We start from the raw sequence: 12,660 nt of genomic DNA on the forward strand, positions 1-12,660 counted from the left end.
GGAACCGGAATCCGCTGAACGGATGAGCGGCATCGACATCGGCAATCTCATAATCGGACACGAGCTGACGGGACGCCAGATTCTGCCCAATGTCTCAGCCTACCATGCTGTGATTGCGGCAGACGGCAGCGTGACCAGAACAGTTGGTGAGGAGGTCGTGACCGGTCGGATGTGGGTGCAGGGCGACAGCCTGTGCAGCGCATATCCGCGTAAGCTGACGGGCTGTGCCGCTGTGTTCCGCAACCTGAGCGACACATCTGGAGCCACGAACGAATACATACTTCTGTCTCGCTTCAAGCGTTACGAATTCTCGGTGACGAAGTAGCAGCAACTTCGCTGCGCCTACAGCGGCCATGAGAGATTGAGGTTCATTTCGCTCACGCCTTCGGTTCCGTACGGGCCACAGCGCTTCAATGAGTCCGCGAAGTCCTTGGCTAAGGCCTTGAACGTCTCGGTCTGTGGCGCAACGTCGACGATTTCGATGGCACCGACGTGCCCTTCGCGCGTGAAGCTGACGTGGACATTTGCGCTGAAACTGATCCCGCGCATCGCCGTCTGCGTAGGCCAGCAGCTTGCTGCTCGTTCAAGAATGTGACGGTTCAGACTGGCCCCAGCGGACGCGGTGGTCGCCGCGCCGATCACAAGAATTCCCAAGATGCGGTTGATCATCCCTATATCTCCTCAGTTCGACGTCCGAAGCGTGTGGGGACGGCGTGCGAGAGAGAACGCGAGGGGTCGTTCGAAGTCCTGAAATCGGCGTGAAAAAGTTCTGAAGAGTGATGAACGCAGTCGATTTCGGCTACGGAATGCACTCAAGCCGCGAGGACCGACTCTGCGAGGTCGGCTTGGGTTGGAGGGCAGGTCTACGCTGGTCGCCTCCCCAGCATTAGCCGGCATTGCTAGGCCAAACGAACAGGGCCTTGGGCGGAATTAAGTGTGCCGCCTCACCCCCAGACGAACAGCCCCGCCAGGCCGACGGTGCCGATGACCAGCCGCCACCAGCCGAACAGCGAATAGCCGTGGCGCGAGACGTAGTTGAGCAGGAAGCGTACGACGATAAGCGCCGCGACGAAGGCGGCGACGAAACCGGCGGCGATGATGGGCAGATCGGCGCTGGTCAGGACATTGCGGTTCTTGAAGAGGTCGAAGGCGAAGGCGCCGACCATCGTCGGCATGGCGAGGAAGAAGGAGAATTCCGCAGCCGCCCGTTTGTCGACGCCCAAAAGCAGCGCGCCGACGATCGTCGAGCCGGAGCGCGACGTGCCGGGGATCAGCGAAAGGCACTGGAACAGTCCGATCTGCAGATAGAGCCGGAGCGGAAACCGCTCGACGTCATGGTAGAGCGGCTTCGGCTTGAAGCGATCCACCCACAGCAGGACGACGCCGCCGATGATCAGCATGATGCAGATCAGCCTCGGCGATTCAAACAGCACCGTCTTGATGAAGCCATGGGCCAGCGCGCCGATGACGGCCGCCGGCAGAAAGGCGACGAGGATGCCGAGGACGAAATGCCGCGTCACCCGATCACGCGGCAGATCGACCAGCATCTGCCACAGACGATGGAAATAGACGCTGAGGATCGCCAGTATGGCGCCAAGCTGGATCAGGATCTCGAAGGCCTTGCCAGTCGAATGGAAGCCGAGAAAATGGCCGGCAAGCAGGATATGGCCGGTCGACGAGACCGGAATGAACTCGGTCATGCCCTCGATCATGCCGAGCAACAGCGCTTCGACAATGGTCTGGCTTTCCATGGAAACCTCGGCGTTCGAGTGGGGCTTTGAAGAACGGCTTGCTTGTCATGGCGCGGAACTCCTCCTATAGGTCGCAGCACCCTGACGGCCACCTGAATCGGGGCGGCCAAGACTTACCGGCGCAGCCGGCGATTTGCCAGTGCGCTCTATTATCGCGGGACCATGCTGACGCTTTTCCACCACCCGATGTTCGCCACCTGCCGCTTCGTTCGCCTCGCTTTCGGCGAGTATGGCGAGGAGCTGGCGCTGATCGAGGAAAAGCCGTGGATGCGGCGCAAGGAGTTCCTGGCGCTGAACCCGGCCGGCACGCTGCCGATCCTGCTTGCCGAGGGCGATGTGCCGATCGTTGGCGCCATGGTCATCGGCGAGTATCTCGACGAGACGCGCGGCGTGCTCAAGCGCGACAAGCGGCTGTTCGCCGAGGACCCGATGGGGCGCGCCGAAATCCGCCGGCTGACCGACTGGTATCTCAACAAGGCCGATAGCGAGGTGACCCGGCACCTCGTGCGCGAGCGCGTGCTGAAGCCGGTCATGCCGGAAACGGCGGGCGGCGGTTCGCCCGATTCGGCGGCGATCCGTGCCGCGCGCGCCAATATCCGCCAGCACATGAAATACACCAACTGGCTGGCCGGCACACGCCATTGGCTGGCCGGCAACAAGGTCACCTATGCCGACCTCGCGGCTGCGGCTGCCCTGTCCGTGCTCGACTATCTCGGCGAGATCGACTGGCGCGAACACGCTGCTGCGCGCGAATGGTACGCACGGGTGAAATCACGGCCATCGTTCCGGCCACTTTTGTCCGACCGGGTGCGCGGCCTATCGCCGGTGTCACATTATGCGGACCTCGATTTCTAGAGCGCAAAACCTGCGCGCGCTGATCGAGCGCGAGGCGCGGCGCGCCGGTTTCGATGCCGTTGCCGTCACCACGCCAAATGCCATCCCGCAGGCGCCGGCCCGGCTGGCCGAATTCGTCGCCGACGGTTTCCATGGCTCAATGGGCTGGATCGCCGAGACGCTCGAGAGCCGCGGCGAGCCGACGGCACTTTGGCCCGAGGTTCGCTCGATCATCGTGCTGGCCATGAACTACGGGCCTGACCACGACCCGCGCGCGGTGCTGGCGAAGCGCAAGCGCGGCGCGATCTCTGTCTATGCGCAGAACCGCGACTACCACGACGTGATGAAAGGCCGGCTGAAAGAGATCGCCGGCAAGATCGTGGCCCGCGCCGGCGGCGACGTTAAAGTGTTCGTCGACACCGCCCCGGTGATGGAAAAGCCGCTGGCTGAAGCCGCCGGCCTTGGCTGGCAAGGCAAGCACACCAATCTGGTCAGCCGCGAGCACGGCTCCTGGCTGTTCCTCGGCACCATCTTCACGACGGCCGAGCTTGCACCCGATACGCCCGAGGACAACCATTGCGGCTCGTGCCGCGCCTGTCTCGACGTTTGCCCGACCGACGCCTTTCCGGCGCCCTACCGGCTCGATGCGCGACGCTGCATCTCCTATCTCACCATCGAGAACAAGGGCCCGATCCCGCATGAATTCCGGGAACAAATCGGCAACCGGATATATGGCTGCGACGACTGCCTCGCCGCCTGCCCGTGGAACAAGTTTGCCCAGGCGGCGTCTGAGGCAAAGCTCGTCGCCCGCGCGGACTTGCGCGAGCCGCCGCTCGCCGATCTCTTGGCGCTCGACGACGCTGCTTTCCGGTCGTTCTTCACCGGTTCGCCGATCAAGCGCATCGGTCGCGACCGCTTCGTCCGCAATGTGCTGATCGCCGCCGGCAATTCCGGGGATTCCTCGCTCGGCAACGCCGTGCGTGCGCTGCTTGGCGATGCCTCACCCCTGGTGCGCGGGGCGGCGGTATGGACGCTGTCACGGCTTGTACATGAGACTGAATTCGCCAAACGTGCCACCGCTGCACTGAAAGCAGAAAGCGACGAGGCCGTGCAAAGCGAATGGCGCCTGGCGCTGGCAGATCAAATCGAGGCGCATACATGAGCGAGAAACAGATCTTCATTTTCGGCGCCGGCTATTCAGGCAAGGCATTTGCCCGCGCCAACAGGGATGCCGGCACGATCTTCGGCACGACGCGCGCGCCCCAGAAATTCGAAGCGCTGCAGCAAGCCGGAATCCAGCCGCTGCTTGTCGATGGCGCGCTGACACCCCAAGTCAGCGACGCGCTTGAGAAAACAACCCATCTCGTCGTCTCGGTGGCACCGGAAGAGGCCGGCGACCCGGTGCTGAATGCGGCGCGCGAGACAATCGTGGCGGAGATGCCGGCGCTAGAATGGATCGCCTATCTCTCCACCGTCGGCGTCTACGGCGACCATGGCGGCGGCTGGGTCGACGAGACCGCCGAATGCCGGCCGGTGTCGAAGCGCTCGATGATGCGTGTCGCCGCCGAGCGGGACTGGCTGAAGCTGGGTCGGGACATCGGCCGGCCGGTGGCGATCCTGCGGCTGTCCGGCATTTACGGACCGGGCCGCAATGCCCTGGTCAATCTGGAAAACGGCACAGCGCGGCGGCTGATCAAGCCGGGCCAGGTGTTCAACCGCATCCATTGCGACGACATTGCCGGGGCGCTTTGGCATCTAATCGGAGACAATCGCGGCGGCATCTTCAACGTCACCGACCACCTGCCGGCGCCGCCGCAGGACGTCGTCTCCTATGCCGCGGGGCTGATGGGCATCGAGCCGCCGACCGAAATTCCGTTCGAGACCGCCCAACTTTCGCCGATGGCGCGGTCCTTCTATGGCGAGAACAAGCGTGTCGCCAATGCGGCGATCAAGGCGGCCGGCTATCGCTTCCGCTTTCCCGACTACCGGTCGGCCTTCGACCATATGTGGGCTGACGGCAACTGGCGCGACGGCGAGGCGCGCACCCCGATGAAGCGGTCGTGATCGAAACCGCGCGCCGGGCGTGATATGATTCGACTTAAATCGCAGAGGGGTTCTGCTTCATGAAAACGTTGAAGCGGTCATTGCCAGGTAGAACGCTGCTGCTAAAGCGCGTCGCAACGCGCTTTAGATCTCTGTTTATGCATGTCGTTGTCCCAAAACCGCTGCGCACTTTTGGGCGACATGCATTGGCAGCACTCGCCGTTCTCGCCATAGCGGGGCTTGCAGCGCGACCTGCAGCGGCCGAAGAGCTGGCGAAAAACCTGTTCGGTGCCAAGAAGCTGCCGGCCGTGGCTGCGCCGCAATCGATTGGTTTTTATTCCAAGGGCTGCTTTGCCGGCGGCGTCGCCATTCCCCTGGACGGCCCGAAATGGGAGGTGATGCGGCCTTCGCGCAACCGCCGCTGGGGCCATCCGACGATGATCGCGCTGATCGAGAAACTGTCGCGCGACGCCGCGGCGGATGGCTGGCCCGGCCTGTTGGTCGGCGACATTTCGCAGCCGCGCGGCGGCCCGATGCTGACCGGCCATGCCTCGCACCAGATCGGCCTCGACGCCGACATCTGGCTGACGCCGATGCCCGACCGCAGGCTTTCGACCGAGCAGCGCGAAAACATGAGCGCCACCTTGCTTGTCGACGAAAAGACCCACCTGGTGAAGGATGCGCTCTGGGTACCGGCGCATACCCGGCTCCTGAAGCGCGCGGCAAGCTACGCGGAAGTCGAGCGCATCCTGGTCAATCCCGGCATCAAGAAGAAGCTCTGCGACACGGTGAAAGGCGACCGCGCATGGCTGCGCAAGGTCAGGCCGTTCTGGGGCCACGACTATCACTTCCACATCCGCATCGGCTGCCAGCCCGGCTCGCCCAAATGCAAAGCACAGGAAAACACGGCGCCCGGCGACGGCTGCGACCAGTCGCTGGCATGGTGGTTCACCGAGGAACCGTGGCGCCCCAACAAGAACCCGGATAGACCGAAAGCGCGCGACCTGATGACGATGGCGAGCCTGCCCGCGGCATGCCAGGCCGTGCTCGACGGGCCAGATCCGGCTTCGGCGGAGGCGGTCACCTATTATGGCGACGGCGTGCCGGTGGCGACGGCACCCGTTCTCACGAAGGCTCCGGCGCCGGCGCAGGCATCCGCAAGCGGCGCGGCAGCGCTCCCGGCCTCGGTCAACGCCTTCGCGGCAACGCCCGAGATTGGCATTCCGCTGCCACGGCCGCGACCGCGGCCGGGGAACTGACGCGATATTGGGAAGGGGGTCGATCGCGCTTGTGGCCCTACCTGCGCGAAGCGTGCTCCGCGAGGGACGGGGTAAAGCGCCTGGTGAAGTGCTGCCATCTCGTTCAACGTCGAAAACCGATTTCCCTTTCCCGGGTCATGCGCTAGTCAACGAAGAACGGCGGAACGCCACTGGGAACCGGGACGGACGAGAGCATGCCAGGCGACGACGACACAGCGCTGCAGTTTCCGGTCCTGATCGGCGACATTGGCGGCACCAATGCACGCCTTTCGATCGTGCTCGACGCGAACTCGGAACCAACCGAACCGCAGATCGTCCAGACCGCCAATTTCAACACGATCGACGAGGGGATCCAGGCGGCGGTGCTCGACCGCTCGTCGGTCCGGCCCAACTCCGCCGTGCTGGCGGTGGCCGGCCCGGTCGACAGCGACGAGATCCCGCTCACCAACTGCCCGTGGATCGTCAAGCCGAGAAAGATGTTTGCCAGCCTCGGCCTGAGCGACGTCGTTGTGCTCAATGATTTCGAGGCGCAGGCGCTGGCCGTCGTGGCGCTCGGCGAAGAGCATATGGAAAAGATCGGCGGCGATGCGCCGGAGCCCAATGCCGGACGGGTGGTGCTCGGTCCCGGAACCGGGCTTGGCGTTGCCGGCCTGGTCCACGCGCTGAACCACTGGATACCGGTGCCCGGCGAGGGGGGACACATGGACATCGGGCCGCGCTCGCCGCGCGATTTCCAGGTCTTTCAGCATATCGAGAAGCTCGAGGGCAGGATCTCCGGCGAACAGATCCTGTCCGGACGCGGCCTGGTCAATGCCTATCGGGCTGTAGCCAAGGCGGACGGCAGACCGGCGCCCTTCACCACGCCGGCCGAAGTCACCGCCGCGGCACTGGCGAAGTCAGATCCGGTGGCCGAGGAAGCACTGTCGATGTTCGTCACCTGCCTGGGGCGCACCGCCGGCGACCTTGCGCTGGTGTTCATGAGCCGCGGCGGCGTCTTCCTGACCGGCGGCATTGCGCAGAAAATCTTGCCGGCGCTGAAAACCGGCAATTTCCGCGCCGCCTTCGAGGACAAGGCGCCGCACAGCGAACTGATGCGCACCATGCCCGTCTATGTGATCACCCATCCGCTGGCAGCGCTTTCCGGGCTTGCCGCCTATGCCAGAAACCCGTCGCTGTTCGGCGTCCAGACGGCGGGACGGCGCTGGCGCGCCTGACCCCACGACGTTTTGCCGGCCGCGGCCATAGGCAAGCCGCCACCGGGGCGCTAAGAGGATTGCCGAATTAGCCCGGCCGCGGAGCCGAACCGACATCACGGAACGATCCCGACTTGAACCAGTCGCCCAAACACCAAGCGAAAGCCTGGCACCAAGCCAAAGCCCGGCCCGGCGAGATCGTGGCGGTGATCCGCCGCATCATCGCCGAGAACAGCCGCGACTATCGCTGGTATTATGTTCTGGCCGTTTTGTGCCTGGTGACGGTTGCGGCCACGACCGCTTTCACCGCCTGGATCATGAAGGATGTCGTCGACCAGATCTTCTATGAGCAGCGCGGCGATCTCATCGCACTGATCTGTCTATCGATCCTGGGCGCCTTCATGCTGCGCGGGCTGGCCACTTACGGCCAGGCGGTAACGCTGGCCAGGATCGGCAACAATCTGGTGGCACGCTACCAGCGCCGCATCTTCGCTCATTTGATGAAGCTCGGCATCGGTTTCTTCAACGACACGCGCTCGGGGCGGCTGGCCGCCCAGATCAACGAGAACGTCAACGGCATCCGCGACCTGCTGTCGATGACGCTGACCTCAGTGGCACGCGACGCCGTATCGCTGATCGCGCTGATCGGCGTCATGATCTGGCAGGATCCGATGCTGTCCCTGATGTCGCTGCTGATCGGGCCGCCGCTGATCTACACGGTGATCTACCTGACCCGCAGAATCAGGCGCGCCACGCGCGAAGCCGTGCAGATCAACTCGCGGCTGATCGGCGCCATGCAGGAAGCGACGCAAGGCATTGCCATCGTCAAGGCCTTTACGCTGGAGGACGAGCTGTCGCGCCGCATCAGCGGTCTTGTCGCCGGTGCTGAGCAGCGGGCAAACCGCATCGCCCGCGTGTCGGAACGATTGACGCCGATCTCCGAAATGCTGGCCGGCTTCGCCGTCGCCGGCGTTATCGCCTATTCCGGCTACCGGGCAGCCGTCGGCGGCCAGCCGCCGGGCGCCGTCTTTGCCTTTATCACCGCATTGCTGCTCGCCTATGATCCGGCCCGGCGGCTAGCACGCATGCAGGTCGGCATGGAACGGGCGCTGGTCAATGCGCGCATGATCTACGAACTGCTCGACCTCGAGCCGCAGCAAGGCGACGTACCCGGAGCGGCCGAAGCGAAGATCACCAGGGGCGAGGTGCGTTTCAACAATGTGTCGTTCGGCTATGTCGCCGGCGCTCCGGTGCTGCAGGATCTCAGCTTCGTTGCCGCCGCCGGCAAGATGACGGCCATCGTCGGCGCCTCGGGTGCCGGCAAGTCGACGCTGGTGGCGCTGCTGCAGCGTTTCTATGATGTCGAGGCGGGCAGCATCGAGGTCGACGGCCAGGACATTTCGAAAGTCATCAAGCAGTCGCTGCGCCGCTCCATCGCCTATGTCTCACAGCAGCCTTATCTGTTCGAAGGTACCATTCGCGACAACATTCGCTACGGGCGGTTAAGCGCCAGCGACACCGAAATCGAGCTGGCTGCACAACAGGCCGAGGCCGATGGCTTCATCTGCCAGCAGCCCCAGGGCTATGACACCCCTGTCGGTGAAGGCGGCCTGACGCTGTCGGGCGGCCAGCGCCAGCGCCTGTCGATCGCCCGCGCCATCGTGCGACAGGCGCCGATCCTGCTGCTCGACGAGGCGACCTCGGCGCTCGACAACGAGGCCGAAGCGCGCGTCCAGCAGGCCCTGACCAAGGTGATGCAAGGGCGCACGACCATCGTCATCGCGCACCGGCTGTCGACCGTGGTCAATGCCGACCATATCATCGTGCTGGAACAGGGCCGGTTGGTCGAGCAAGGCACGCATGCCTCGCTGATGGCCGACCCGCACAGCGCCTATGCCCGGTTCCACCGGGTGCAGGGCAACAAGGGGCTGGGGCTTGCCGACGACGGCAAGCCAATCCAAACTCCGGTGCGGCGCGCGAAAAAGACGATCGGGAGAACTTTATGAGCGGCACACCCACAAACGACCCCCCCGTCAATGAAATGGGCCTGGTGGTGGTCGGCGCGGCCGGCCGCATGGGCCAGGCGCTGATCCGCGCCATCCACACGATACCGAGCGCCCGCGTCGCCGGCGCGATCGAGCGGGCCGGTTCGCCGCATCTCGGCAAGGATGCCGGCGAGCTTGCCGGCATCGGCAATATCGGCGTGGCGATCGGCAACGACCCGCTGCCGGCCTTCGCCAAGGCCGACGGCGTGCTCGATTTCACGAGCCCGGCAGCGACGGTCGAATTCGCCGGCTATGCGGCGCAGGCGCGCATCGCCCATGTCATCGGCACCACCGGCTGCTCGGCCGACGACAATGCCAAGATCGCGGCGGCGGCGCGCCACGCGACGGTGGTCAAGTCAGGTAATATGAGCCTCGGCGTCAATCTGCTGGCGGTGCTGGTCGAGCAGGCGGCGCGCGCGCTCGATGCCGACGATTTCGACATCGAGATCCTGGAAATGCATCACCGGCACAAGGTCGATGCGCCCTCGGGCACGGCGCTGCTGCTCGGTGAGGCCGCGGCCACCGGGCGCGGCATCGATCTTGACGGGAACAGCGTGCGGTCGCGCGATGGCCACACCGGCGTGCGAAAGGCAGGCTCGATCGGCTTCGCCACGCTGCGCGCCGGCTCGGTGGTCGGCGACCACTCCGTGGTGCTGGCCGGCACCGGCGAGCGCATCACGCTCGCCCATCATGCCGAGGACCGGGCGATCTTCGCCCGCGGCGCGGTCAAGGCAGCACTTTGGGCGCGCGGCAGGAAGCCGGGACTGTATTCGATGCGCGATGTGCTTGGACTCGCCTGAGACGATCTGATCCACAAAACTGAAGGAGCAAAAATGTCGGGAACTCTCGTGCTCGTGCGCCATGGCCAGAGCGAATGGAACCTGAAGAACCTCTTCACCGGCTGGCGCGATGTCGACCTGACCGAACTGGGCCACGCCGAGGCCAAGGAGGCGGGCGCCAAACTGAAGGCGCGCGGCATGAAATTCGACATCGCCTTCACGTCGTCGCTGATCAGGGCGCAGAAGACCTGCCAGCACATTCTCGACGCCGTCGGCCAGAGCGATCTCGAGACCATCCGCGACCAGGCGCTGAACGAGCGTGACTATGGCGACCTCTCCGGCCTCAACAAGGACGACGCGCGCAAGAAGTGGGGCGAGGAGCAGGTGCATGTCTGGCGCCGCTCCTACGACGTGCCGCCGCCCGGCGGCGAAAGCCTGAAGGACACCGGCGCGCGCGTCTGGCCCTATTATCTGCACGACCTGCAGCCGCATGTGCTCCGGGGCGGCACCGTGCTGGTGGCGGCGCACGGCAATTCGCTGCGCGCGCTGATCATGGCGCTGGACGGCAAGTCGGGCGAGGAGATCGTCAGACTGGAGCTCGGCACCGGCGTGCCGGTCATCTACAAGCTCAACGCCGATTCGACGGTGGCATCGAAGGAAGTGCTGGAGGGCGCATGACCCCGAACCGCAGGTTCGGAAAGGATCATGCGCAGATTCAAAACGACACTAGCCGGCGAGCGGGGCGTGTTTCTTGATTGAGCAAAAAAGCGCGTTGACACTCACCCCTTGCCCGCCTAAAGAGCCCGCACCAGCCCAGATGGCGGAATTGGTAGACGCGCACGGTTCAGGTCCGTGTTCCGCAAGGAGTGGAGGTTCGAGTCCTCTTCTGGGCACCATCATCTTGTAAGTACCAGATTTCATTCAGGTTCTGATTCGCTTTTCCAGTTCGGCCCAGTTGTAACAGTGACTGTTATAGTCGGGGCTCGAATCGGATGGCGAAATTGCCCGAACGGATGATGACGCGCAGCGGCACTTTTTATTGCCGAATTTGACCCAGGACAGACCTTTGGCGGGCGCTCGGTGGCCAACTGCACCTCTGCGGACATTCGAAACCATGATGTTTGACTAGCTTGAGATGCAATGCGCTCCAGGGTCGGCACTGCCAAGCGGCAAATCAGGCCGGGAGCCGCCACATTCGCACACGACCTGTACCACGCAATTCCGTTTCCGCGAGTGGGTCGCAAGCAAAATTTGGTCCAAGCAGTTTGCGAGTTGCATCCGAAATACGGATTTCATCGGGCTCCGCTGACGTTTGAATACGTGCGGCGAGATTAACGGTCTCGCCCCACAGGTCATAGGCAAACCGCCTTTTGCCTATGACGCCCGCGACGATTGGTCCTGAGTGAATTCCAATTCTGAGTCTTATCGGTTCTCCTGCGAAGCGTTCGCGCTTAACCGCCTTCCGCAGTTCAAGTGCATAGTGCGCAAGGGCTTCTGCATGATCGGATCGCGCGGCGGGCAGGCCAGCGACCACCATCACACAATCGCCGATTGTCTTGATCTTTTCGCAGCCGTATCCTTCCGAGAGCAGATCCGCCGCTTTGAAGAAGTAATTTAAAATAGCGAGCGTTGTCTCGGCTCCGACGCGCCGCGCTCTTTCCGTAAAGCCGACGATGTCGGCAAAAAGTACACTCACCTCGGCGTGGTTGTCTGCAATTTGCTCGTCCGCTTTTAACCGCTCCGCGATCGACCCCGGAAGAATGTTGAGGAGTAGGCTTTCGGCGCGCTGGTATTCACGCGACAGACCCTCTTGGCTCTGCCTCAACGCCTCGTTCGTCAATTGTAACTTTTCGTTGAGTTGACGCTCCCTCTCTTGCAGGAGTGTCATTTCATACGCCTTCTGTTGAAGCCGCTGCCTATTGTCGCGTTCGGCAGTGGCGTCAAGAAAGAGCAGCCATACGCAGGCATTGTCAGCAAAAAGATGAAGGTCCGCAACACGCCCGTTGGGCAGTTCGATCATGGCGATATGATATGGAAGCTCCGGGCAAGGCAGCAAGCCTTCCATGAATTCAAGCTGCTCGGCAACAGGCTTACCAATGCAAAGTGATGATAGGCCGTAATGTTCAACACTACCGCCCTTCGCAGCTATGCAAAGCTGGGCGTCAATTTTCAGATATGCGACAGAGTGCTCGTTGTAGAAGAAATTGTAAATCCAGCCTCTGACTTCTCTTGGCAACGCTTGCATAGTCTATTTGGTGACCATCGAAGCAAGCTGACGAAACGCATCGTCAACATGTTCACCCGAAAGCGCACTTGTTAGATAGATTTCCCATCCAAGTTGCCTCAGTTCGTTAATCTCACTATCCGATATTGCCCACCGATCGGCCAGATCGGATTTGTTGAACAGCATTACGAACGGCATAGCGCCGAATTCGGCCTCGGCCCGCTCGCGCAGCGTGAGCGCCACGGCAAGAGTGGCGGCGCGGGTTCCATCGACGACAAGCACGAGCCCGCTCGCGCCTCGCACATAGCTGACGCGGAATGAGCCGATATCGTCTTCGCCGGCCAAATCCCACAAAATCAGATCCACGGTTTTGTCCGGGAATGCGACACTCTTCTTGTCGATTTTCACTCCCACCGTGGTCAAGTAAGTTTCTGAAAAGATGCTTTGCACAAACCTGCGAACCAGACTCGTCTTTCCGACAGCGAACCCCCCCAACATGCAGATCTTTTTTTGCAATATCCTGGGCTCCGCC

13 protein-coding genes and 1 tRNA gene are annotated in these 12,660 nt (G+C 63.0%); 10 read left to right on the top strand and 4 right to left on the bottom strand.

Annotated elements, in window-relative coordinates; all coding sequences use genetic code 11:
- Nucleotides 1-22: 22 nt before the first annotated feature.
- Entirely contained in the window at nt 23-325 is a 303-nt protein-coding gene (locus tag NKH36_RS25805; protein ID WP_352960020.1) for a hypothetical protein, read from the top strand.
- A 17-nt stretch (nt 326-342) separates the two neighbouring features.
- Here NKH36_RS25805 and NKH36_RS25810 read toward each other — a convergent pair whose 3' ends face one another.
- Together NKH36_RS25810 and NKH36_RS25815 are read right to left on the bottom strand one after the other, a co-directional pair.
- Nucleotides 343-669, bottom strand: coding sequence for a hypothetical protein (locus NKH36_RS25810; protein WP_352960018.1), 327 nt, complete (start codon nt 667-669; stop codon nt 343-345).
- Nucleotides 670-944: 275 nt separating this feature from the next.
- Nucleotides 945-1,751, bottom strand: a complete 807-nt coding sequence (locus tag NKH36_RS25815; protein ID WP_352960016.1) for an undecaprenyl-diphosphate phosphatase — start codon at nt 1,749-1,751, stop codon at nt 945-947.
- A gap of 162 nt (nt 1,752-1,913) precedes the next feature.
- Between NKH36_RS25815 and NKH36_RS25820 the strand changes: the two genes are divergently transcribed.
- The 9 genes from NKH36_RS25820 (at nt 1,914) to NKH36_RS25860 (ending at nt 10,800) form a co-directional block, all read left to right on the top strand.
- Entirely contained in the window at nt 1,914-2,606 is a 693-nt protein-coding gene (locus NKH36_RS25820; protein ID WP_352960014.1) for a glutathione S-transferase family protein, read from the top strand.
- Nucleotides 2,587-3,747, top strand: coding sequence for a tRNA epoxyqueuosine(34) reductase QueG (queG, locus tag NKH36_RS25825; RefSeq protein ID WP_352960012.1), 1,161 nt, complete (start codon nt 2,587-2,589; stop codon nt 3,745-3,747). The genes NKH36_RS25820 and queG overlap by 20 nt, the downstream gene beginning before the upstream one ends.
- Entirely contained in the window at nt 3,744-4,649 is a 906-nt protein-coding gene (locus NKH36_RS25830; RefSeq protein ID WP_352960010.1) for an SDR family oxidoreductase, read from the top strand. The genes queG and NKH36_RS25830 overlap by 4 nt, the downstream gene beginning before the upstream one ends.
- A 137-nt stretch (nt 4,650-4,786) precedes the next feature.
- Complete coding sequence (gene mepA, locus NKH36_RS25835) at nt 4,787-5,887, top strand: penicillin-insensitive murein endopeptidase (protein ID WP_352965066.1); 1,101 nt, start codon at nt 4,787-4,789, stop codon at nt 5,885-5,887.
- A 194-nt stretch (nt 5,888-6,081) separates the two neighbouring features.
- Nucleotides 6,082-7,101, top strand: coding sequence for a glucokinase (locus NKH36_RS25840; protein ID WP_352960006.1), 1,020 nt, complete (start codon nt 6,082-6,084; stop codon nt 7,099-7,101).
- Between the two features lie 113 nt (nt 7,102-7,214).
- Nucleotides 7,215-9,086, top strand: a complete 1,872-nt coding sequence (locus tag NKH36_RS25845) for an ABC transporter ATP-binding protein (protein ID WP_352960004.1) — start codon at nt 7,215-7,217, stop codon at nt 9,084-9,086.
- The gene (gene dapB, locus NKH36_RS25850; RefSeq protein ID WP_352960002.1) at nt 9,083-9,925 is read left to right on the top strand and encodes a 4-hydroxy-tetrahydrodipicolinate reductase; all 843 of its coding nucleotides are present in this window, start codon (nt 9,083-9,085) and stop codon (nt 9,923-9,925) included. Before NKH36_RS25845 ends, dapB begins: the two co-directional genes overlap by 4 nt.
- Before the next feature lie 33 nt (nt 9,926-9,958).
- Nucleotides 9,959-10,582: a 2,3-bisphosphoglycerate-dependent phosphoglycerate mutase gene (locus NKH36_RS25855; protein ID WP_192363652.1), complete on the top strand. Its 624-nt coding sequence runs from the start codon at nt 9,959-9,961 to the stop codon at nt 10,580-10,582.
- Between the two features lie 133 nt (nt 10,583-10,715).
- Nucleotides 10,716-10,800 (top strand) — tRNA-Leu (locus NKH36_RS25860).
- 278 nt (nt 10,801-11,078) lie between these two features.
- On the opposite strand, the gene NKH36_RS25865 is transcribed toward NKH36_RS25860, so the two are convergent.
- Entirely contained in the window at nt 11,079-12,149 is a 1,071-nt protein-coding gene (locus tag NKH36_RS25865; protein WP_352959999.1) for an adenylate/guanylate cyclase domain-containing protein, read from the bottom strand.
- A 3-nt stretch (nt 12,150-12,152) separates the two neighbouring features.
- Entirely contained in the window at nt 12,153-12,644 is a 492-nt protein-coding gene (locus NKH36_RS25870; RefSeq protein WP_352959997.1) for a Rab family GTPase, read from the bottom strand.
- Nucleotides 12,645-12,660 lie beyond the last annotated feature (16 nt).

It is taken from the genome of Mesorhizobium sp. M1312 (assembly GCF_040318115.1).
Lineage (GTDB): Bacteria > Pseudomonadota > Alphaproteobacteria > Rhizobiales > Rhizobiaceae > Mesorhizobium.

Coding starts and splice junctions, on each gene's coding strand:
- NKH36_RS25805 (WP_352960020.1), top strand. CDS start 23: ATGAGCGGCATCGACATCGGCAATCTCATAATCGGACACGAGCTGACG.
- NKH36_RS25810 (WP_352960018.1), bottom strand. CDS start 669: ATGATCAACCGCATCTTGGGAATTCTTGTGATCGGCGCGGCGACCACC.
- NKH36_RS25815 (WP_352960016.1), bottom strand. CDS start 1,751: ATGGAAAGCCAGACCATTGTCGAAGCGCTGTTGCTCGGCATGATCGAG.
- NKH36_RS25820 (WP_352960014.1), top strand. CDS start 1,914: ATGCTGACGCTTTTCCACCACCCGATGTTCGCCACCTGCCGCTTCGTT.
- queG (WP_352960012.1), top strand. CDS start 2,587: ATGCGGACCTCGATTTCTAGAGCGCAAAACCTGCGCGCGCTGATCGAG.
- NKH36_RS25830 (WP_352960010.1), top strand. CDS start 3,744: ATGAGCGAGAAACAGATCTTCATTTTCGGCGCCGGCTATTCAGGCAAG.
- mepA (WP_352965066.1), top strand. CDS start 4,787: ATGCATGTCGTTGTCCCAAAACCGCTGCGCACTTTTGGGCGACATGCA.
- NKH36_RS25840 (WP_352960006.1), top strand. CDS start 6,082: ATGCCAGGCGACGACGACACAGCGCTGCAGTTTCCGGTCCTGATCGGC.
- dapB (WP_352960002.1), top strand. CDS start 9,083: ATGAGCGGCACACCCACAAACGACCCCCCCGTCAATGAAATGGGCCTG.
- NKH36_RS25855 (WP_192363652.1), top strand. CDS start 9,959: ATGTCGGGAACTCTCGTGCTCGTGCGCCATGGCCAGAGCGAATGGAAC.
- NKH36_RS25865 (WP_352959999.1), bottom strand. CDS start 12,149: ATGCAAGCGTTGCCAAGAGAAGTCAGAGGCTGGATTTACAATTTCTTC.